The following is a 21620-nucleotide window of genomic DNA, read 5'->3' as shown; positions in this document are numbered from 1 at the left end:
CCCCGCCCCCGGGGGCGCTCACTGGCCCGCACCGCCACTCGACCTGACATAGATCCTCGTACTGCCCGGTTCAAACTCATGGGCGTAGATGTCGACGCAGCTGCGCAGGAACTTCCCCTCCGGGGTCTCTGTGTCCTCGGGGCAGAGAGCGGTCTTCCCCAAATTCGAGGTGATCGTCTCCGGCTCCGTCAGCCCCAGGTGCGTGAACGGAGCGTCCCCCTTGTACGCGTCGGGCTTCGGCGCGATGTTGGCGATCATCTTGGTGCCTTCGGGCACCATCCGGGAGAGGTAGATGTTCGCGGTGTCCTCGGGCAGGGCGAAGGCCAGGATTCCCGTGTCGTAACGGGAGTTGGTCTTCAACGCGGCCTTTCGGTCCGTAGCCTCCTCAGGGATTCTGATGCCGATCCGGTCACTGAGTCCGGCGGGGGTGACGCCCTTCTCCCAGCAGCAGTTCTTCTCCTTGGCCGCCGTCTCGGACACGGCGCGGTCACCGAGCAGCGCCACTGCGGCGATCCCTCCGGCCGCCGCCGTGAGTACCACGCCCAGGACGACGAGCATCCTGCGCACGCCCGTCGGCCGGCGCTTCCCCTCCGGTGGCGGAACTGCGGTGGTCGCTCGGCTCAACGTTTCGTCCTCTCCCTGCCCGGGTCCTGCCTCGTGCCTTCACGGCCGGGATCGTCCGGCGCGGGCAGCGGATCATTGTTCGGCGTCGCGGAACCGAGATCGTAGTGCTTCACGGAACTGCTGCCCTGCATGTCGAACTCCTGGGCAAGACCGGTGGTGTGCAGCCGCGCCGGCTGGCCGTCCGGAATGCTGAGCGGGCCGATGGTGACGCCCTTGCCCTCGTCCCAGTTGTAGCGGTCCCAGGCGTTGACCTGGTAGTCGAGCCCGACTTTCGGCTCACCGTCGGCCCCGGGCACCACGGTCACCACGCCGGTGACGTTCGTACGGGTGGAGCCGACCGCGTAGAACCAGTTGTCCTGTGTGCCCTGGGGGAAGCTGTAGTCGCTGTTGCCGGTCTCCACCGGGATGGTGACGGGTCGGCCGCCATTGCGCCGGAACTCCTCCAGCGCCTGTTCCCGCCACCCGTCCTGCTTCCCGCGGATCGCTTCCTCGGCGTGGATACGGAGTCCCTCGTCGTCGTGCAGCATCTTGTCCACCGGCAGGTCCAGCGGCTCCCCCGAGTTCTCGAGGTAGTGCTGCATGTGCCGGGAGGCATCGTTCATGCCCTGCCAGTCGGAGCCCGAGGCAAGCATCCTCATCTTGTCCTTGGTCATGAACTCGGTGAAGGTGGGTTCCTCCGCCCCATGCCGCCCCGAGCCCCTGTCGGGCGCAATCTGCTTGACCGTGGGACTGAGCAGTCCGGCTGCCAGCAGGTCGTCCTTGCGCGCCTTCCAAAGTTCGGCGCGCGCCTCCGGGCTCAGTGACTGCCACAGCCGCCGCAGTTCGGCCCGCTGCCCGGCGTTCGCGTCCTCGCCGAGCGAGGCGAGCTTCATCGCACGCGGCAGCTGGTCCTCGTCGAGCGAGGTGTAGGTGGCGTGGCCGGCGTTGTGCGGGTCGCCGCCGTGTGACTTCCGCAGGGCCCGGGTGACCGCGGCGTCGATCTCGGCGGCGTGGGCGACCAGACCGGTCAGGGTGTCGGCGTACCACTGCATCCTGTCCCTGGTGCGCTGGGACGTTCCGTTCACGTCGCACACCGCCTCGATCACCTTCACCGTCCCGTTCCCGCCGTCCGTCACGAGCAGGCCGTGGTCTGGGTCGGGACTACGGTCCGGACTCCCCTTGCGTGCCTCCTCGGTCAGGGCCTTGGCGCGCTTCTGGATCTGCGAGAGCTCGGCGTGGGCGTCGGCGAGCACGTGGTGAATGCTCTGCGCCTCTCTGTGGAGATCGGCGAACTCCTTGGCGGCGCCACGCACGAAGTCCTTGGTGACGGTGGCGTTGACGCCCTGCCAGCGGGCCCCCTCGGACTTCTTCAGCAGTCCGTCCCTGGCATCGGCCTGGAGCCTGTCGAGGTTCCCGACCATCGTCTCCCAGTCGGACACGGCCGCGTGCAGTCTGCCGAGATCGAGCGCGATGAGATCGGAATAGGTGAACGTGCCCATCGTGGTGCGACCTCCTCGTCAGCTCACGTACTTGGAGATCTCGGAAACCGGCATGGCGGTCCCGTCCCGGCCGCGGACGGCGGCCGCGATCGCCGCGTCCTCATTGGCGTGCAGCTTCTTCGAGTAGTCGAGGTGGTTCGAGATGTGCGCGCACATCTGCAGGACGGTCTTCACCTGCGAGTCCCATACCGACAGCGTGGTGTACAGCTCGCCGCCCATGGTCATGTTGCGGTCCGCGAACTCCTTGGCCGCCCGCGCGGTCGACCCCTCTCCGTTCTTGTCGGCGCCCGCACCCACGATGTCCGCCTTCTCGTGCAACTCGCCGTGGAGCAGGAACGCCTCATGACCGACCGCCCCGAGATCGTCCTGCGTGACCACCAGATCCATGCCGGCACCGGCGGATCCCGGCTCCAGCTGGTTGAGCCGCATCCCCACGGACTGCCGTTGCTGGGCCTCCGATACCAACTGCGCCCACTCGTCGCCGAACGTCATCGTCTCCCCCGTTCCGATCACCGACTCCCTGGCAACGTTAGCAACTGTTCGGACTGTGAACGGAGTTAGCGGTGTCGTCCTCCGGAGCCCCATCGACGGCTGCTCCGCACTCGACTGATCACCGTGCGCACACACGGTCAAGTCCCGAGCGAGTGGAAGTGTGTTGGCGTCGCTAACATACTAATGCCAGGCTCGTAACGCACACTTCCCGTTGCACCGTCGTGTCCGACCCGCATGCCTCATCGAGCCGTCGCGGTGAAAGGCCAGGAATCCGAATCCGACGCCGTCCTGATCGTCGTCCCGCCTGTCGGCAGCGGTAAGGAGGACGACCGCCGCTCGGACCTGCTGGTCAAGGCATGGACGACAGGCGCCACGGCCAGGAACGACCCCGAGACCGCCGAGGCACTGCGCGTGCTGTACGTCGCCGTCACCCGGGCCCGACGCCTCGTCGCCTTCGCACTGAGCGACACCCACCTGACCGCGGTGAAGGCATTCCTCGCCGAACGAGGCCCCCCCCACCGAGCCCTGCACGACAACGGCGGTGAGCAGATCATGCTGCCGTGGTGACGCCCTTGTAGGGCCAGGGCCGGACACCCCGGGCCAATGCCCCCTGCGGTCCGCCGCCTCGCCCGCGAGGACGCCGACCACATCCTCGACACCTTCCCCATCGTTCGCCCCAAGGACGAAGCCAAGTACGGCACCTACCGCACCATGGAGCTGATCCTCGCCGATCAGCTCCGTCCGGCCCAGAGAGATCAAGAGCGCCCTATGAACCCGTACAACACCTCGCCCCCATCCCAGCCCTGGCGGAAGACCACTCCCGCCGTGCTCGGCCTCCTCGCCCTCGTCGCGCTGCTCGGCGCGTTCAGCTTCGGGCTCGGCTTCGTCGCGATGATCGCCGCCATGGTGGCGGTCTGGGTGCTGCCGAAGTGGCGCTGGCTCGCCAAACTGGGCGCGACGTTCGGAGCCTTCGTCCTGCTGGCGGTCGGCGCGGGCCTGGGCGGGCAACTCGACGAGAGTGCCACGAAGCAGCCCGAGGCCAAGGCGCGGGACGACGGCGGGGTGAGTGCCGAGGCCACCTCCTCCCCGACCCCCGCGAAGGTCCGCAAGGCCGCCGACTACACCGGCAAACCACTGAACGAGGCGGAGAAGCTCGCACGTTCCGCAGGCTTCACCACTGGTCGCCACGACGCGGCCGAGGACGACCGCTCGATCATCATGCGGTCCCTGTGGACGGTGTGCTTCCAGGAAGCCGACACGGCCGCGAAGAGCATCGACTTCGCGGCCGTCAAGAGCGGGGAACCGTGCCCCGAGAAGGACGGCGGCCCGCTCCCGTGGCCGAAGATGCCGGACGTGGTCGGCGCCACCTACAACACGGCCATCAAGGATCTGAAGCAGGCCGGCATCGACCTCGACAGCGTCACGCTCGACGACGTCTACCTCGACATCGACTCCCCCACCGCTGAGGAGGCCGCCGAGGACGGCGCCGAGTGGCGGGTGTGCTTCCAGTCCCCGGACGAGGGAACCAAGGTCACCGCCACCACCACGGTCGGCCTCCACCTGGGCCGGTGGACCGACGCCGACCTCGTCCAGGACTGCCCGAAGGCGAAGGACACGACCTACAAGATCCCGGCCAACGATCCCGACTACGAGAGCGACAACAGCACCAGCGAGGAGGAGGACGGTTCCACGGGCGGCGGCTCCTCGTCCTCGTCCGGCGGCTCCACCGGCGGCGGCAGCAGCGTCGGCACCGTCCACCCCGGCTCGTTCTGTTCTCCGCAGGGAGCGACCGGCGTCACCAAGGCGGGAACCCCCATGGTCTGCGGCCCCGGCTCCGACGGCCGCAACCGCTGGCGCTCCTCCTGACCCAGCACGCCCTCAGAAGCGTCCAGCCGGTCGGTCCGGCGCCGCGCCCGGTGGTGCGAGCTGTGCGGACGACCCGGCAACGTCCAGGTCCACCACATCCGCAGGCCCGCCGACCTCGGGAACCCAGGAGAACAACAGCCCGGCTGGGCCGCCCTCGTGATCAAGCGGCGCCGTAAGACACGGGTGCTCTGCACAAGTTGCCGTGAGGCGATCCACGTCGGGCAACCTGCCACCTGACACAGCGAAGATCACTGGACCGTCGCTGCGGTCAACGTCGCACGGCGGGCCGGGAGGAGGCCGCCGGAAAGGGAACAGCTCCGCTGTCACCTCGCCCGGCGGCCCACCTGTCGTTCAGACCCGGCCCACAGACCTGCTCCGGGTCCCTCAGCGGGTGAGCTGCACGTTCGGTTCCTCGTCCGCGACGGCCGAGCCGCCGATGTCGGCGTGCCGGCCGTCGGCAACCCCCTGCCAGTAACCAGTGCCCTTGAACTTCGTCGGACGCGTCTTGTTCAGCTTCGGGTACTGCGCGGCGAGGCGAGCCTCGACGAAGGTCGTACGGTCGGCGAGGACGAGGGCCACACTGCGTCCGCTCGTCACCTCCTCGTCCGCACCTGCTTCCTCCTCGGCGGCCGCCCTCGCGGCCTGCTGGGCGGCACCGATCCGCGCGGTCACCTCGCGGATGAAGCCGAGCATCCAGGAACGCTTGTAGGCGCGGGCGTCCTCGGTCTCCGGGCGATGCAGGCGGTCCGCGTTGTCCGCGCCCTCCAGCATCTGCAGGCGCAGGCTCGCGAACAGCACCTCGGTGGCCTGGAGGTCGGTCTCGAAACCGAAGAGGTGGACGCGGTGACGGTTGTCCTTGCCGCCGGGGTACACGGACCGGCAGCGCATCTCGTAGCCGATTCTGGCGAGCAGCCGGCGCCCCTCCTTGACGTAGGGCGGGTAGAGATCGACGATCCGGTCCACCGGCCGCTCCGGCTCGGTCACGTCGTCGTCCAGCATGGCCTGCTCGATGCCGTACTTGGCCATGAGCTCGTAGGCCTTGTCAAGGTAGACGCGGGCCTCGTCCTCGGTGGCAGCCGGGTTCTCCGCCTTCAGCAGCAGCGCCCTGACCTTGTTGAGCAGTGCTTCGGGCAGCCCGTCGCGCGCGGACCGGGGGCCGGACCCGGACGTGCCGGAGTCGGACGACGTACGGTCGTCGGCGCGCGTCCGGGCATCCGCCGCGTCGTCCTCGTCCGTGCCGTCGTCGTCCTCCCGGGCGATCAGGTCCGCCAGGTCCTCCGGGTCCGGGACCAGCTCCGACAGCTCCCCGAGCGCCCAGCGCCGCCAGGCGGCGGTGTCGTCCTCCCGGACCCGTGCCCGCACCGAGCGAAGCCGCTGGAAACTCCCGTCGGCACCCCGCATCAGGAACTCCAACCGGGCGTGGCCGAGTTGGGAGACTGCCAGCAGCGCGCACAGATCGAAGGCGCTGTCCGGGGCGTAGTCGATCTCGATGCCGGGTTCGGGGTACCACTCCTCGTGCTCGTCAGCCGGGAGCCCGAACAGGTCGGAGAGAAGGTTCCTCTGGACGCCCGCGCCGGTCCTGACCTGGACGACGGACGTCGACGGCTTCCCGGAGTAGGCCAGCGCGGCCGCCCTCTCCTCCCTGGAGGTGACGATGCGGTACCAGACGGGGACCGTGCCGAGCATGCCGTGCCAGGTCGTCTCGCCCAGCAGATGACGGGCCCGCGCCTGCTGTTCGACGTCCGCGCTCAGCCGTTCGTCCCGCCATGCCTCCTCGCCCGGTTGTTCCTGCGCGTCGAGGAACGCGTCCAGGTAGTCGGCGGCGGAGCGCCGCGCACCGTGCCTGCTGTCGCCGAGCAGGGCACGCTCGCACGCGGAGAGGGCGTCGACGACCGGCTGGAGTACCAGCGACATGTATCTCTTGACCCCTTCGGACAGCTCCGCGAGGAACGCCCGGGTGGCCTCCGATCCTGTGGCCTGATGTCTGCGGCGCCACGCTTCGAGCTGTTCGACGCCGGCCTGTTGCTCGGCCAGCCACACCAGGTGCCCCGCGCCCTGGAGGTGCTCCTCCCGCAACAGCACCGCGTCCTGGACCGCGGCGGCCGTGCCGGGTGCGTCCAGCACTGCCTGCGCCAGCAACCTCAGCGGCTCCGGCTCACCGGCGAAGAACTCGGTGGGCGTGAGGAGTTGCCTGCCATGTCGACGCGGCGCCCACTCGGGGCAGTCGACGGCACCCATCCCCGGGATGTCCGCCGACCAACGTACCCGCCATCCCACGCGAGCACGTGACAGGTCGTCAGTAGCCGGCTGACTCCGCCTCCACCGCCACAGCAGCATCTCCTCCCAGCCCTCGGCGTTCCAGGACCACAGGGCCGGCTCGCCGCCGGCCGCGAGGCGGGACCGGAGTTCTCGTACCGCTCCCTCCAGATCGTGGAGGTGCCCTCCTGGGATCAGCCGCTCCAGCCATCGGACGGTCTCGGCCACGGGCTGGGCCCGCGCCTCGTCCGCCGCCACCCGCGCGACCGTCACCGCCGCCACCAGTGTCAGGTCCCCCAGATCGCTGGGAAGCAGCCTGTACAACCTGGGTCCGGCGGTCTCTAACACGGCGGCGAGGTCCCCGGCCCTGATCTCCAACCAGTCGGCGCGCCCCTGCCGGAACTCCTTCTCCGACAGCCCGTCCGTACCGCTCACTGTCATGTGATCCCCTCCCGGATGCGAAAGGACATCCTAGGAAGCCGGGCCATGGACGAGGGGAACCGGACTGTCAGTGGGGGCCAGTAGTCTGCAGGCAAGATCGGAGCGGTGGGTGTCGAGGGGGATTTCCATGGCCGACGAGTTGCCGGAGTTCCGGCTGAGGTTGCCGAACGGCAAGATGGTGGCCCGGGGGCGGCTGCTGCCGGAGAAGGGCGCCAAGGGAAGCCGGATGTTCGTCGTCGCGGCGGGGTCTCCGGTCCGGGCCAACACTGTGCCCTCGTTCGCCGCGCGGAAACCACCGTCGTACTACACGCGGCAGCAGTTGATCGACACAGGTGTGATCCGCAGGTCCGACCGCTGGCGGGGATATCTGGAAACGGTATCGGACATTGAGTGCACCTCGCCGTCGGCCGCCGCCGAAATCCTCATGGGCTGCAGTGCCAACGGGTGGGGGGTGTGGAAATCCGCCGATGGCCGCGCACTCATCGACCATGTCGGACAGTCGCCGGCCGTACCCAACCGCCCCTGGCTGGTGCGCGGTTCGAACGTCTCGGGCCTCGACCTGGTCCGGCGCCGGTGGCTTCCGGAGGGACTCGTCACCCTCGCCGCCTCCCGCCTGCGCCAGGGCGTCCGGCAGGGCATCGGCAAGGACGAGCTGCGCATCCTGGTCCAGGAGGACTACGAGTCCACGGCCACATACAGCCAGCAGCAACAACTCGTCGAGGACCTGCACGCCTTCCTGTCCCGGATGAAGCCGGGCGACACCGTGTGCACCATATCCGGCGGGCACCTGTACGTCGGTGAGATCACCGGTGAGCCGGAACAGACGGAGTCGGAGGACCGGCGCTCCAACCTGCGTCGGCCGGTGGAATGGCAGCCGACCGGGCACCCGTACGACGGGCTTCCGGAGGAGCTCCAGCAGAAGTTGTCCATCCAGCACGACGTCGTCGACCTGACCTCGGTCCAGGCCCACATCGAAGGGCTCGGTCTGACCGACCAGGAACTGGTCGAGGAGGCCGAAGCCATAGAGCGGGACCCCAGCGTGGAGATCCCCGCGCTCACCGCCCGCCGCGAGCTGGAGCTGCCCGAGCCGACGGACGAGCTGGCCGGTGAACTCCTCGTGCACGACACCGAGTGGCTGCGCGAGGTGCGCGACCTGCTGTGGGACGAGCGGCAGTTGGTGCTGTACGGGCCACCGGGCACCGGCAAGACGTACCTGGCGCTGAAGCTCGCCGAGTTCCTCGGCAGCGGGCCCGAGCAGGTCAAACTCGTGCAGTTCCACCCGTCGTACGCCTACGAGGACTTTTTCGAGGGCTTCCGGCCCCAGGAGGACCCGCAGACCAGAGAGGTCGCCTTCCGGCTCACCGCGGGCCCGCTGCGCGAACTCGCCGACCTCGCCTCCCGGGAGGGCAACCGGCACATCCCGCACTTCCTGATCATCGACGAGATCAACCGCGCCAACCTGGCGAAGGTCTTCGGCGAGCTGTACTTCCTGCTGGAGTACCGCAACAAGTCGGTACGACTGACGTACTCGGGCGACGACTTCGCGCTGCCGCCGAACCTGTTCGTGATCGGCACGATGAACACCGCCGACCGCTCCATCGCCCTCGTGGACGCGGCGATGCGCCGCCGCTTCGCCTTCGTCGAGCTGTCGCCCCGTACAGAGCCCACGAGCGGTCTGCTGCGCCGCTGGCTGGCCAAGGAGGGCAAGGACACCGAGCCCGCCGATCTACTCGACGCGCTCAACTCCCGTATCGACGACGCCGACTTCCGCATCGGGCCCTCGTACCTGATGAAGAAGGGCGTCTACCGGGAGGGCGGTCTGGAGCGGACCTGGCGGACGAAGATCCTTCCGCTGCTGGAGGAGCACCACTACGGGGAAGGCGTGGACATCGAGAAGCGGTACGGGCTGACCGCGCTGCGGGAGTCACTGGGGTGACGTCCGCCGCGGAAACCGTGAACCCTGCCGAGCCCGTGGCGCCGGTAGAGCTGGTGGAGCACGCGCCGGCCGTCCGCCGCGCCCTCCCCGAGCCCGTCGGTCGCGCGCTCGCCGCCGCCGACATCGTGGAGGCGACCCCCGACCCGTACGTACCGGGGCACTGGTCGCTGCGGGCGGGCAGCAAGGTCGGGGCGGTGGCCGTGACCGTGCCGGGCTGCGAGCCGGTCACCGTGCGTGTCACACCCAAGGTGCCCATCGTCCGCCTCTTCTTCCTGCTCGGCTACAGCCTTGATCCCAAGGCGAGTTGGCGGGACGGGGAGGTCGAGGTCGCCGAGCACCGTGATCTGGTGCCCGCGCTCGCCCACGCGGTGGAGCGGCAGGTGGACCGCGCGCTGCGGCAAGGACTGCTGCAGGGGTACAAGGCGACGGAGGAGGCCGCTCTCGTCGTACGCGGACGGCTCCGGGAGGCCGAGCAGATACGACGGCGCTTCGGGGCGACACTGCCGGTGGAGATCGCGTACGACGAGTTCACCACCGACATCGCGGAGAACCGCATCCTGCGTACGGCCGTCGAACGTCTCCTTCGGCTGCCCGGTGTGCCGCGCGACGTACGCCGCAGGCTCTTGCACCAGCGCGCCCGGCTGGCCGACGTGACCGCGATCGTGCGCGGGCAGCCGATCCCCGACTGGCTGCCCACCCGCCTCAACGCCCGGTACCACCACGCCCTGCACCTCTCCCGCGCTGTCCTGGACGGCATCTCCGCCGAGCACTCGCTCGGCGGGCTGCGCATCGACGGGTTCCTGTTCGACATGAACAAGCTCTTCGAGGACTTCGTGACGGTCGCCCTGCGGGAGGCCTTCCGAGGCATGGGTTCGGGTCACACCGCCCGGCTCCAGGACCCTCACCACCTCGACAAAGCCGCCGCGATCCGCATGAAGCCGGACTTCGTGCTGTACGGGCCGGACGGCGGCCCCCCGTGCGCCGTCGTCGACGCCAAGTACAAGGCGGAGAAACGGGGTGGCTACCCGGACGCCGACCTGTACCAGATGCTGGCGTACTGCACGGCCCTCGGCCTGCGCGAAGGACACCTGTTGTACGCGAAGGGCAACGCCCCGCACGCCGCCCATGAAGTGCGCCATGCGGGCATCCTCATCCACCAGCACGCCCTCGACCTGGACCAGGGACCGGCCGGACTGCTCACGGACATCGAAGCAATCGCCCTCCGGCTGGTGAACACACCGCGCGTATGATCGACTGCGGAGTGTCCGTCCAGGGTGGGGAGTTCACCTCGTGCCGCAGCTCGCGTTCGCCAACAGCTTCTGGGAGAGCTACGACGTCCTGGAGAAGCCCGTCAGGGCCGGCGTGCGCAAGGCGATGCAGAAGTTCCAGCAGCTCACCGTGCCCGAACTGCATGCGGACAAGGGGCTGCACCTGGAGTCGGTGGAGAACGCCCGCGACCCGCGGATGCGGACGATCCGCATCAACGACTTCTGGCGGGGCGTGGTCCTCGCACCGGACGACGGCAGCGATGTGTTCCTGCTCGTCAACGTCGTCCGGCACGACGACGCGTACACGTGGGCGGCCAAGCGGCTGTACACGACGAACTCCGCGACGCGGGCGCTGGAAGTCCGCAACGTGGTGGCCATCGAGCAGCTGACCCCGGCTCTGGAGAAGGCGGCGGCCGCCGCGCCCTCGCTGCTGTTCGCGAAGTACTCCGACACCGTGCTGCGTGAACTGGGTATCGACGACCAGGTCCTGAGGGCCGTGCGGACCATCGTCGACAAGCCGCAGCTGGAGGCGTTCGGCACGCTGCTGCCCGAGGACCAGTTCGAGGTGCTGCAGTACCTCGCGGAGGGCTTCGGCGCCGAGGACGTGTACCGGGACGTGGTCGCGGTGCGTCGGCCGGTCGACGCGGGCCCCGACCCGGACGAAAGCCTCGCCATCGCCATCGCCAACACCACGAGCCGCATCACCCTGATCACCGGCCCCGAGGAACTCGCCGACATCCTGGAGAAGCCGTTCGCGGCATGGCGGGTCTTCCTGCACCCGTCGCAGCGCCGGGTCGCGTATCGGGTGTCGTACGGCGGCCCGGTCCAGGTCACGGGCGGTCCGGGCACCGGCAAGACGGTCGCGGCCCTGCACCGGGTCAAGCACCTTCTCACTCGTTCCCCCGACGCCCGCGTCCTGCTCACCACCTACACCAACGCGCTGGCCTCCTCCCTTCGCGAGAACCTGTCCCTGCTCCTCGACGGCGACGAGTCGCTGCTCGGCCGAGTGGACGTGACCACGGTCGACGCCTACGCGCATGGCGTCGTGACCCGCCTCGACGGCAGATCCCCCTCCCCCATCGGTGACCGGGAGGAACGGCAGCTGTGGGAGCGCGTCGTGAAGAAGCTCGGGCTGCCGTGGACGGAGCAGTTCCTGGCTCAGGAGTACCGGCACGTCGTACTCGCGCAGAACCTGCGCACACTGGACGCGTACAAGGCCGCCCTGCGGCGCGGTCGCGGCAGTGCGCTGTCGGTGGCACGACGCGAACAGCTGTGGCCCGGCGTCGAGTTGTTCGAGGAGATGCTGCGTCTCCAGAAGGCCACCACGTATCTGAAGGTGTGTGCCCGCGCGGCCGATCTGCTGGCCGACTCGGCTCCCACGCACAACCACGTCGTGGTCGACGAGGCCCAGGACCTGCACCCCGCCCAGTGGCGCGTCCTGCGTGGTGCGGCGGCGTCCGGCAGTGACGACCTGTTCATCACGGGCGACCCGCACCAGCGGATCTACGACTCGAAGGTCTCGCTCGGCTCGCTGGGCGTCACGGTGACGGGACGCACCCACCGCCTGCGCATCAACTACCGGAGCACGGAGGAGATCCTCACCTGGTCGACCGGCATCCTCAGCCCGGTGAACGTCGACGACCTGGGCGGCGCGGGCAGCGACAGCCTCGCCGGCTACCGCTCGCTGCTGCACGGCCGAAGGCCGCACGTGGACGGCTACGGATCCGAACAGGCAGAGGTCGCCGCGCTCGTCGGGAGGATCGAGGAGTGGATCTCCCATGGCATCCGGCCCTCGGAGATCGGGGTGTGCGCCCGCTTCAATGTGTTGCTCGACAAGGTCCACGACAAGCTGGCCGCGGCCGGGATGCCTGTGGTCCGCGTCAGGGACACCCCTGGGCCGGGCGTGGACGGGGTTCGGCTCGCCACCATGCACGCCATGAAGGGGTTGGAGTTCCGCTGTGTCGCCGTGCTCGGGGCATCGGCGAGCGCGGTGCCGTTCGCGCGCGAGGTGACGCCCGTCTCCGTGGACGCATTGCAGCACGACTCCGATCTGCTGCGGGAGCGGTGCCTGCTGTTCGTGGCGTGCACGCGAGCCCGCGAGGCGCTGGCGGTGTCATGGAGCGGGATCGCCAGTCCGTTCGTACCTCAGCCGAACTGACGTGACGCGCATGGCAGTGGTGGATCGTCAGTCCTCCGGTTTCAGCGCCCCGTTACCCAGCCCGTCCCGAGCCAGCAACGCCGCTTCCCGGCTCAGTTCAGCCACCCTGCGGGCGCGTTCCTCGAATTCCTGGAGCACTCGGAAGGCCGCCCCGAACCGGCGTTGCTCGGCGATGTCCATCTGCGGAATGCGCGCCCCCTTCCCGTCGAGGCGAAAGGTGCCGCTGGCGCTCGTGGAGCGCCGGGTGTTCGCGGCGCTGCGCAGGAAGCCCTGGAGGTAGTCCGTGTCGAGCTGGTCGCTGACCGAGACCGGCTCGGGATCGCCGTACTCGATGAGCCCGGCTCGGACGAGGTCGGCGACACTGACGGAGGGCCCGTCGACGGCACCCGGTCCGTCGCCCGCTGTGAGTACCGGCAGCAGTTCGGCCAGCAGTCTCACTTGCTCCGTCAACTCCTGCCGCAGAGCGACGTATTCCGCCGCGTAGTCACGATGGGACTCCGCCACATGGCGGCCGGGTGTGAGGTCCACCGTGTCGTCGAGCAGGTCGATCAAGGGTACGTCCGCCACCTGGCCGGGGGCCGGCTCCAGGGACGCGTCGGGTTCTGTCGCGGTCAGGTCGACCATGCGGACGCTGGTCACGGCGTCACCGAGCGTGCGCGGCCGGCGCAGGTGCCACAGGTGCACGGGGAGAGCGTGGGAGGACGCGGTGCCGGGCGGGAGAGCGGTGACCTGGGTGAGGATGCCGCGCCGCACGAGTTCGGCCCGGATACGGCGGCCGGCCTTGCGGTAGGCGACCGAGGCAGGCATGACCATGAGGACTCGGCCGCCAGGGGCGGTATGGGCGTACGCATGCTGGAGCCAGGCGAGTTCGCCTTCGGCACGCGACGGAGTGCCGAACTCCCACCGCGAGTCGAGGAGCAGCTCCTCGCGCCCCCAGTCGGTGTCACCGACCGGCGGATCGCAGACGACGAGGTCGGCCTTGACGTCCGCCCAGAGGTCGTCACGCAGGGAATCACCGGTCCCGATGTCGACGCCCTCGCGACCGGTGAGATCCGCGCGGAGCTGCGCGAAGCGGGCGCTGCGGATGTCGGACTCCTGCCCGTACCGCAGGGGCCCTCGCTCCGGCCCCACGGCCAGAAGCAGCGTGCCGATGCCGCAGGCCGGGTCGAAAAGGGTCGCGTCGCCCGCCACGTCACCGGCGAAGCGACGCACGGCACGGACCACGCGTGGTGAAGTGACCTGGTCCGAACCGGCCCGGCGTACGGAGTCGGTGAAGCGCTCCGCGAGAGCGCCCACCACCTCGGAGGCGGAACCGCTGCCGATCAGGTCTCGAGCAAGCCGGACAGCGCCCTCCGGCAGATCCTTCGGGCACTCTTCCCCGGCGAGCAGCCGGGCGACATCGACAAGCCCGCCGATCATCTCGTCGCCATACGCCCCGCGCAGCGCCTGCCACAGCTGGACCTCGATGGAGACATCCTGCACTTTGCGCTGCTTGTCCAGCCACGCCTGCACCTCGGTCAGGTCGAAGAGCGGGCTGTTCACACCGCCCCCGGCGGGCACGGGAAAGTCACTGTGCCTCCGCCTCCAATTGGAGACAGCGGCACGAGTGACGCCTGCGAGCCGGGCGATCTCGGCGCCGGTGACCAACGCATTCGTCGATGTCGGGGAGGTGTCTGCCATACCCACACCGTACACAGCTATCTGTGGAGCCATCAACGACTAGATTCGTTGACGGCGTCAACAAATTACTCCCCCCGCCACTGCGCACTGAATGTGAATGCCTCCTTACTCCTCGAACAGCACCAGCTGCCCTTCCAAGCCCAAACGCGCGCCGGTGACCGCCCCCCTTTGGCGGTCACCGGCGCGTGTGTGATCAGCGCGCGAGGTTCAGAGGTTCAGGACTTGCACTCGGGCACCCCCTCCAGCCAGGCCGGACCCTTGATGTAGATGTTGGTGACCCAGGCCTTGTAGTCGGGCAGGTAGGACCAGACGTCGTTCTCGTAGCCCTCCGCGGTGACCTTCTCCGCGTGCTTCTGGCACTCGACGCGGATGGTGGTGGAGTTCGGGAAGGCGTAGACGCGGGCGGCCTTGAGGGCGGGCTCGGCCTTGGTCCAGACGCCGGTGCCCCAGGTCTGGTGGATGTGGCCGGTGACCTCGCCGGTGTTGACGCGGACGGCGCCGAAGTAGCCGCCGCCCAGGCGGACATCGCTCACCATCAGCTTGGTGCCGGACTGCTTGGCCTCGACCATCTTGCCCGCGCCGAGGTAGATGGCGATGTGGTGCAGCTTCTGCGAGGTGCCGTAGGCCAGCAGGTCGCCCGGGAGGAGCGGGGCGAGGCCCTGGGCGGCGGTGAAGCGGTCGGCGGCGCGGTGCGTGTAGTACTGCTGGCTGGCCACGCCGTTGAGGATGTCGGAACCGGTGGCCTGGGCGTACGCGTACCGGACCAGGCCCGAGCAGTCGAAGCCGCGCCGCTCGGGGTCGTGTTCACTGGCCGGGTCGGTGGGGTCGACCTGCCCGTACGTGGGGCCGGGCTGGGCGCCGTGGCCGCCGGCCCAGGTGTACCAGGTGCCGGCCGCGACCTCGGCGCAGGCGGCGGCGATCGCCCGCTCGGCGGCCGCGGAGGCGCCGGGCGCGAGGGCGCGGCACTCGTCGGCGGCAGCGGCCGGTGCGGCCTGCGCGGTGGCGGCCGTGGACACCGGCGCCCAGAGGAGGACGGCCAGGAGTGCGATCACTGTGCGGATGAGTCCGGTCCGGCTCACCATGCCGGGACCCCCGTTTCCTGTCGACGTGGTTGAAGCGGCGGGGATGTGTGCGGTGTGGTCAGGGAGCAGCCTGCTGGCGCCACGCCCCGCCCGTCGAGGTCCGGGAGTCGCCCCGGTCGATCGGGCAACGGGGAAACAGCCGGGAAACCCCTGTGAGCAGGGCCGTCCACGGTCGGCCGAGGCTCGCCCTCAGGTGCGGTCACAGGCCGGTCCCGACGACACCGGCACCCCCGGCAGCAGGTTTTCGCGTTCGTCGGGGCCGATCCCCGCGCTGAGTCGGCAGATCTCCGCCAGCCGGGCCGCCGGGTCGAGGCCCCACAGCCGTACCGTGCCGTCGGTGCTGCTGCTGGCCACCGTCCGCCCGTCGGGGGCGAAGTCCACGCCCCACACGGCGTTGGCGTGGCCGGTCAGTGTCGCCCACGGCCGCCGCGTGGCGACGTCCCACAGACGCACCGTACGGTCGTTGCCGCTGCTGGCGAGCATGCGGCCGTCCGGGGAGAAGGCGAGACCCCGGGCCGCGCCGGTGTGGCCGGTCAGGGCGGTCTCGAGGCGGCGTCCGCGGACGTCCCACAGGCGTACGGTGCCGTCGTTGCCGCTGCTGGCGAGGGTGCGGCCGTCGGGGCTGAAGGCGACGCCGCGTACCGCGCCCGTGTGGCCGGTGAGTTCGGCCAGGGGGCGGTGCGAGGCGACGTCCCAGAGCCGTACGGTCAGGTCGTCGCCGGCGCTCGCCAGGGTGCGGCCGTCGGGGCTGAAGTCGACGTCGTTGGCGTAGTCCTCATGGCCCTTGAGGACGGCGACGTCGCGCCGCGAGGCGATGTCCCAGAGGCGGACCGTGCGGTCGGCGCCGGCCGAGGCGAGGGTCCTGCCGTCGGGGGCGAAGGTCACCGAGAAGACCTCCCCGGTGTGGCCGGTGAGCGTCGCCAGGGGCTTGCGCCCGGCCACGTCCCACAGGCGGATCGTGCCGTCGGAGCTCGCCGAGGCGAGGGTCCTGCCGTCGGGGGCGAAGGCCACCGAGAAGACCGTCTCGGTGTGGCCCGTGAGCCGCTTCAGGAGCCGGTGGCCGCGTACGTCCCACAACCGGACGGTGTGGTCGGTGTCGGCGGAGGCCAGCAGTTTCCCGTCGGGGCTGTACACCGCCTGCCAGACCTCCGTGAACGGACGCGACGTCAGCACCGGTCCGCCCAGGTCCCACAGGACGACGGACTGGTCGAAGCCGGCCGTGGCCAGCAGGGCGCCGTCGGAGGTCACGGCGACCCCCAGGACGTAGTCGGTGTGTCCGGCGAGCACGGCGGTCTGCCGGCCGCTGCGTACGTCCCACAGCCGGGTCGTGCCGTCGCCGACCGCGCCGATCACCGCCGCGCCGTCGGGTGTGTAGGCGACGGCGTTGATGTCGTCGCTGCTGCCGGTGAACGTCGCGGTCGTCCGGCCGTCGCGCACGTCCCACAGCCGTACGGTCCGGTCGATGCCGCCGGAGACCACCTGCCGCCCGTCCGGGGAGAACGCCGCGCCCAGCACCTCGTCGGTGTGGCCTTCGAACACGTCGAGTCGCCGCGCGCGGTCGGTGTCCCACAGCCGTACGGTCCGGTCGGCGCCGGCGGACACCAGCATCGTGCCGTCGGGGGCGTACGCCAGCGCGTTGAGGGTGCCTTCGTGGCCGGTGAGCGAGGCCGTGCGCCGGGGGGTGCGCCCGGTGTTCCAGAGCTGGACCGTTCCGTCGGCCGTCGCGACGGCGAGCGCTCCGCCGCGCGGGTCGAAGGCCACCGCCCGGGCCCCCTTCGTACTCGCGGAGAGGACGGCCGTCCGGCGGCGGCCGGCGACGTCCCAGAGGGTCACCGGCCCGTCCGTCGAAGTGGCGGCGAGGGTGCGACCGTCGGGGCCGAAGGCGACCGAGCGGACACGGCCGGGGACGGCGAACGTGGCGAGCGTCCGGTGGTCGCCGCCCGCGCCGCGCAGGGTGACGGTCCCGTCGGAGCTGGCCGTCGCCAGCGTCCGGTCGTCCGGCGCGAAGGCCACCGCATTGACCGGCCCCCGGTAGCCGCCGAGGCGGGCGGAGAAGGGCTGGGACTGGGTGCTGAGGAGGGCGCCGCGGGCCTCGACGGTGGTGTCGGCCCGGTAGGCCTCCTCCGCGAGCAGCATCGACGCCTCCGGCCGACCCCCGGCGAGGGACGCGGACCGCACGGCGAGGGCCTGGGACCGGGCGACGCGCTCCTGCTCGAGAGCGCCCGACCGCTGCTGGTGGGCGAGGCCGCCGGCGGTCACGGCGAGGCCGAGCAGCACGACGAGCGTGGCGAGCAGGGACTGCCGCAGCCGGACCTGTCGTACGGCCTGTCTGCGGCGGCCGTCCTCCTCGGCCTGACTCGCTCTCAGGAAGGCCTCCTCGCCGGGGCCGAGGCGGCTCCAGCCGTCCGACTCGTCGGCCCAGGTCCGTACGGTGTCCAGGCGGGTGCCCCGGTAGAGGGCGGACGGGTCGCGGTCCTCGCGCTCCCATTCGGCGGCCGCGTGGGCGAGTTGCTGGTGGAGGAGGAGTCCGGCCCGGTCGGCGTGGATCCAGTCGCGCAGCCGGGGCCAGGCGTGCAGCAGGGCCTCGTGGGTGATCTGGATCGTGTCGCTGTCCATGGTGATGAGGCGGGCCCGTACGAAGGCGTCGAGTGCGGCGGCCGCGCCGTCCGCGTCGCCGAGCTGTTCCATCAGGGCGGCCCCGCTCATCCGGCGCCGGGTCGCTCCGGCGCCGTCCGCGACGAGCACCAGCCGGGACAGGATGCGGCGGATCGTCTTCTGTTCGGCCGGATACAGCCGGGCGAACACGTTCTCGGCGGTGCGGGCGATGGCTCCCTGGATGCCGCCGGCCCGTTCGTACCCGTCGACGGTCAGCGCGGAGTCCGTGCGGCGCTGCCAGGTGGCGAGCAGCGCGTGGGAGACCAGGGGGAGGGCGCCGGAAGGCGTCTCGTCGGCGCCGACGCCGACGGTCGGAGCGGTGCCCTGGAGTGCCGTCCCCGGTTCGTCGCGCAGTCCGGCGTCGCGCAGGAGAAGGGGGACGAGACCGGGTTCGAGGGTGACCCCGGCGAGTTCGGCGGGACGGGTGATCGACTCCCGCAGCTCGGCCACGCACATCGGCTCCAGGACGAACAGCCCTTCGGTGAGGACCGGGGTCAGTTCGGGCAGGCCCAGACAGCTGCCGGTGAAGTCGGCGCGGACGCCGAGCACCACAACGGCCGGCGCGTGCGTGTCCTGCGTCGGCCCGGTGGTCGCCAGGGCGCGGAGCACCCGGACGAAGGCCCGTCGTTCCTCGTCGTCGGAGCAGAGCGTGAACAGTTCCTCGAACTGGTCCACGATCAGGACGGGCCGCGGGGGCGGTGGCCTGCGGCCCCCCGGGGCCGCCGACGGTTCGTCCGACATCGCGCTCACGGCGTCGAGCAGGGCGGCGGGGTCGTCGCGTACCTCCTCGACGGTGAGGCCGAGGTCGCCGCCGACCGCTTTGGCGGTGCGTTCCAGGAGTTCGTCCAGCGGGCGTGCGGTGGGGGTGAGCAGCACCACCGGCCAGCGGTCGGCGCCCGGCATCGGGAAGTCGCCACGCCGCAGGGCGGGGACGAGACCGGCGTTGAGCAGGGACGACTTGCCGGCGCCGGACGGGGCGACCAGCATCAGCGGTCCACTGCCGATCTGTTCGAAGATCCGCTCCACCAGTGCGGCCGTCGCGCGTTCCCGGCCGAAGAACCATTCCGCGTCCTGGGGGGTGAAGGCCGCCAGTCCGCGGTAGGGACACGCCCCGCCCGACTGCCGTGGCCCGGCTGAGACCTCGGGTTCGGGTTCGCGGTCGCGGGGCGGGGCATGCCGCACCAACCGCAGCAACTCGCCCTCGGCCCGCAGCACCTGGTCGCAGAGGCGGGCGACGTCGACGGTGGCGCGTTTCGTACCTGTCTCGATCTTGCTGAGGTAGCCCTTGCTGTAGTGGGTCTGCCGTGCCAGGTCGGTGAGCGACAGTCCGCGTTCCCGCCGCAGTCGTCGCAGTTGTGCGGGGAAGGACTGCGTGGTCAGCGCGGTCCGGTCCCGGTCGTTTCGGTGGTCTGGTGCATCTCCGAGCTGCGGGTCCCCCAAGGTGTCCCCCAAGGCAGTGCGGGCCGTGAGACGGCGGATGCCCAGGTTACTGTCGGTGCGGTGAGGGGGGCCAAGCCTTTCACCCGGAGTGGCGAAAACACGAACGTCCGGAACCGTGGGCCGACGGTTCCGGACGTTCGCGCACGTGATCGGGCAACCGGGGCTACTGCCCCACGACGACCGAGTTGATCGGCGTCATGTTCTTGTCGATGTAGGTGTTGGGGTACAGGTAGCCCTCGCAGCCCGCGCCGTTGTACCCGGTGCAGGTGCGGAACCAGGCGTTGCCGGTCTGGTTGTTGAGGATGCGGTACGTGCCGGTCACGTTGTTCAGGTTGTAGGTGCCGTACCGGTAGTAGGTGAGGGTCGGCCGGTCGTTGTTCCAGCCGGCGCCCGGGTACAGGCAGACATACCCGGAGGCACAGCCGTGGACGGTGGCCTGCGGAGCCGCCTGGGCCTGGCTCGCGCCCACCGCGGTCATCGTGCCGACGGCCAGAGCCAGTGCCGCCGCGGTCCGCATCGCCTTGAGCTTGCGCATCGTTCCCCCTTGGTCGTGGGTCTTGCTGCGTGCTGTCGTCATCAGAGTTGCCCCCGCCGCTCACCGGGGTCGACAGGTTTCCTGTTGCCCTCCTGTGAGCCGCTCGGGAAACCGGTCATGACCTGGGGAAACACCGGGTCGGAGGCAACGCCGTCGGCCCGGGAGGCGGATAACCGGAATCTCGTCTCGCACAATCCTGTGCGATCCATTGACGCGCCCATGACCTGCTCTTATCTTCTGACCGAAGTTCCGCACAAGAGCCGAAATTTCGAACAACATCCGACGCCTCAGGGCAGTTCACGCAGAAATGGGACGAGCGTTGAACAGAACCCTCAGGGCGGTCCTCGCCCTCCTCACCTCGGTGGCCGCCCTCCTGGGACTCACCACCGCCCTCGCCGGCCCGGCCGGAGCCGCCCACCCGTCGGCGGGGCAGGCGACGCGGTACACCATGACCGCGTTCACCAACAGCAGCGAGTCGAACATGTACGTCTACGACTCGCCGGACGCGACCGCGTTCACCCTCCGGAAGGGCCCCGCGTACACCCCGCCCTCCGGTCTGATCCGCGACCCCAGCATCTTCAAGCACACGGACGGCTACTACTACCTCACCTACACCACCCGCACCTGGTCGGCGCTCTCCACCACGATCGGCTTCGCCCGCTCCACGGACCGCCTCAACTGGACCTTCCTTTATGACTACACGGTCCCGATCAGCGGTCTGCAGCGCGCCTGGGCGCCCGAGTGGTTCGTCGACACCAACGGCAGCGTCAACATCATCCTGTCCGCGTCCGTCGCGGCCGACGGAGAGTGGATCTTCAAGCCGTACAAGCTGACGGCGACCAACTCCGCCCTCACCGCCTGGTCCGCGCCGACCGTGCTGTCCGGCATCAGCCCGAACTACATCGACACCTTCATCGTCAAGATCGGCTCCACCTACCACGCGTTCACCAAGAACGAGACGACGAAGTACATCGAGTACGCGACCGCCTCCAGCCTCACCGGCCCGTACACCTTCCAGAAGACCGGCAACTGGGCCGGCTTCGGCTCCGGGAAGGAGGGCCCGGCGCTCGTCCAGCTCGACAATGGCGGCTGGCGGATCTACTACGACGCCTACGGCGACCAGAAGTACTGGTACAGCGACAGCTACGACAACTTCGCCACCTGGTCGACCCCGACCGAACTGCCGGGCCTCACCGGCTTCGTACGCCACCTGACCGTCCTCAAGGAGACCGTGTCCGGCGGCGTCACCCTGCCGACCAACACCACCCGGTCCCTCCAGTCCGTCAACTACACGGGCCGCTACGCCGTGGTCCGCTCGGACAGCCTCGGCTACGTCGACCCGGTGACCTCCTCCAGCACCACCGCCGTCAAGCAGAGCGCGACCTTCACGGTCGTGCCCGGCCTCGCGGACGCCAACTGCTACTCCTTCCGGGACTCCGCCGGCCGCTATCTGCGGCACTGGGACTTCCGGGTCCGCTTCGACACGGACAACGGCACGACCGTGTTCGACAAGGACGCCACGTACTGCGCCCGGCCGGGCACGGCCGCCGGCTCGGTCCGCCTGGAGTCGTACAACTACCCGGGCCGCTACCTCCGCCACTACAACTACGAGCTGCGCGTGGACCAGTACCAGGCCACGGACACCTTCCGCGCCGACAGCTCCTTCACGGCGGTGAACCCCTGGGCCTGATGGGAACGATTCCTCCGGC

15 protein-coding genes are annotated in these 21620 nt (G+C 70.0%); 7 read left to right on the top strand and 8 right to left on the bottom strand.

The features are described from left to right. Positions 1–18: 18 nt before the first annotated feature. The 3 genes from OG202_RS40620 to OG202_RS40610 are packed head-to-tail and all read right to left on the bottom strand — an operon-like array spanning position 19 to position 2594. A complete protein-coding gene (locus tag OG202_RS40620) occupies positions 19–624 on the bottom strand; it encodes a hypothetical protein (RefSeq protein WP_327726887.1) in 606 nt (201 codons plus the stop codon). Beyond that, a complete protein-coding gene (locus OG202_RS40615; protein ID WP_327726888.1) occupies positions 621–2102 on the bottom strand; it encodes a hypothetical protein in 1482 nt (493 codons plus the stop codon). Before OG202_RS40615 ends, OG202_RS40620 begins: the two co-directional genes overlap by 4 nt. Before the next feature lie 18 nt (positions 2103–2120). Next, a complete protein-coding gene (locus tag OG202_RS40610) occupies positions 2121–2594 on the bottom strand; it encodes a hypothetical protein (RefSeq protein WP_326585542.1) in 474 nt (157 codons plus the stop codon). Between the two features lie 234 nt (positions 2595–2828). Between OG202_RS40610 and OG202_RS40605 the strand changes: the two genes are divergently transcribed. From OG202_RS40605 to OG202_RS46660, 3 genes are read left to right on the top strand one after another with little or no spacing between them, the layout of a single operon-like run. Continuing rightward, positions 2829–3161: a hypothetical protein gene (locus OG202_RS40605; protein WP_328224380.1), complete on the top strand. Its 333-nt coding sequence runs from the start codon at positions 2829–2831 to the stop codon at positions 3159–3161. A 36-nt stretch (positions 3162–3197) separates the two neighbouring features. After that, positions 3198–4460: a PASTA domain-containing protein gene (locus OG202_RS40600; RefSeq protein ID WP_328224379.1), complete on the top strand. Its 1263-nt coding sequence runs from the start codon at positions 3198–3200 to the stop codon at positions 4458–4460. 60 nt (positions 4461–4520) lie between these two features. Then, complete coding sequence (locus OG202_RS46660; RefSeq protein WP_442811355.1) at positions 4521–4697, top strand: HNH endonuclease; 177 nt, start codon at positions 4521–4523, stop codon at positions 4695–4697. 147 nt (positions 4698–4844) lie between these two features. Here OG202_RS46660 and OG202_RS40595 read toward each other — a convergent pair whose 3' ends face one another. After that, positions 4845–7157 carry a DUF2786 domain-containing protein gene (locus OG202_RS40595; RefSeq protein WP_326574710.1) on the bottom strand — a complete coding sequence of 771 codons (2313 nt, stop codon included), beginning with the start codon at positions 7155–7157 and terminating at the stop codon, positions 4845–4847. Between the two features lie 127 nt (positions 7158–7284). Here OG202_RS40595 and OG202_RS40590 point away from each other — a divergent pair, with 127 nt between their 5' ends. From OG202_RS40590 to OG202_RS40580, 3 genes are read left to right on the top strand one after another with little or no spacing between them, the layout of a single operon-like run. After that, positions 7285–9093 carry a DUF4357 domain-containing protein gene (locus OG202_RS40590; RefSeq protein WP_326574711.1) on the top strand — a complete coding sequence of 603 codons (1809 nt, stop codon included), beginning with the start codon at positions 7285–7287 and terminating at the stop codon, positions 9091–9093. After that, positions 9090–10343, top strand: a complete 1254-nt coding sequence (locus OG202_RS40585) for an McrC family protein (RefSeq protein ID WP_328224378.1) — start codon at positions 9090–9092, stop codon at positions 10341–10343. The genes OG202_RS40590 and OG202_RS40585 overlap by 4 nt, the downstream gene beginning before the upstream one ends. A gap of 40 nt (positions 10344–10383) precedes the next feature. Further along, a complete protein-coding gene (locus tag OG202_RS40580) occupies positions 10384–12519 on the top strand; it encodes a UvrD-helicase domain-containing protein (protein ID WP_328224377.1) in 2136 nt (711 codons plus the stop codon). A 27-nt stretch (positions 12520–12546) separates the two neighbouring features. Here OG202_RS40580 and OG202_RS40575 read toward each other — a convergent pair whose 3' ends face one another. The 4 genes from OG202_RS40575 to OG202_RS40560 form a co-directional block, all read right to left on the bottom strand. After that, positions 12547–14199, bottom strand: coding sequence for an N-6 DNA methylase (locus tag OG202_RS40575; RefSeq protein WP_327726894.1), 1653 nt, complete (start codon positions 14197–14199; stop codon positions 12547–12549). Between the two features lie 215 nt (positions 14200–14414). Then, entirely contained in the window at positions 14415–15281 is an 867-nt protein-coding gene (locus OG202_RS40570) for an NlpC/P60 family protein (RefSeq protein WP_327726895.1), read from the bottom strand. Between the two features lie 189 nt (positions 15282–15470). Beyond that, complete coding sequence (locus OG202_RS40565; protein WP_327726896.1) at positions 15471–19376, bottom strand: WD40 repeat domain-containing protein; 3906 nt, start codon at positions 19374–19376, stop codon at positions 15471–15473. A gap of 163 nt (positions 19377–19539) precedes the next feature. Next, positions 19540–19953 (bottom strand): hypothetical protein, encoded by a 414-nt coding sequence (locus tag OG202_RS40560; RefSeq protein WP_326574717.1) that lies wholly within the window; start codon positions 19951–19953, stop codon positions 19540–19542. 277 nt (positions 19954–20230) lie between these two features. Here OG202_RS40560 and OG202_RS40555 point away from each other — a divergent pair, with 277 nt between their 5' ends. Next, positions 20231–21601, top strand: a complete 1371-nt coding sequence (locus tag OG202_RS40555; protein WP_326574718.1) for a glycoside hydrolase family 43 protein — start codon at positions 20231–20233, stop codon at positions 21599–21601. The last annotated feature ends 19 nt before the right edge of the window (positions 21602–21620 follow it).

This window comes from Streptomyces sp. NBC_00310 (assembly GCF_036208085.1).
Taxonomy (GTDB): Bacteria; Actinomycetota; Actinomycetes; order Streptomycetales; family Streptomycetaceae; genus Streptomyces.
This window is presented reverse-complemented; position numbering and strand designations above follow the sequence as displayed.

What these genes read in the sequence shown, in the direction of transcription:
- OG202_RS40570 (WP_327726895.1), bottom strand. Translation starts at nt 15,281, where the DNA reads ATGGTGAGCCGGACCGGACTCATCCGCACAGTGATCGCACTCCTGGCC.
- OG202_RS40590 (WP_326574711.1), top strand. Translation starts at nt 7,285, where the DNA reads ATGGCCGACGAGTTGCCGGAGTTCCGGCTGAGGTTGCCGAACGGCAAG.
- OG202_RS40575 (WP_327726894.1), bottom strand. Translation starts at nt 14,199, where the DNA reads ATGGCAGACACCTCCCCGACATCGACGAATGCGTTGGTCACCGGCGCC.
- OG202_RS40600 (WP_328224379.1), top strand. Translation starts at nt 3,198, where the DNA reads ATGCCCCCTGCGGTCCGCCGCCTCGCCCGCGAGGACGCCGACCACATC.
- OG202_RS40610 (WP_326585542.1), bottom strand. Translation starts at nt 2,594, where the DNA reads ATGACGTTCGGCGACGAGTGGGCGCAGTTGGTATCGGAGGCCCAGCAA.
- OG202_RS40615 (WP_327726888.1), bottom strand. Translation starts at nt 2,102, where the DNA reads ATGGGCACGTTCACCTATTCCGATCTCATCGCGCTCGATCTCGGCAGA.
- OG202_RS40595 (WP_326574710.1), bottom strand. Translation starts at nt 7,157, where the DNA reads ATGACAGTGAGCGGTACGGACGGGCTGTCGGAGAAGGAGTTCCGGCAG.
- OG202_RS40605 (WP_328224380.1), top strand. Translation starts at nt 2,829, where the DNA reads ATGCCTCATCGAGCCGTCGCGGTGAAAGGCCAGGAATCCGAATCCGAC.
- OG202_RS40560 (WP_326574717.1), bottom strand. Translation starts at nt 19,953, where the DNA reads ATGACGACAGCACGCAGCAAGACCCACGACCAAGGGGGAACGATGCGC.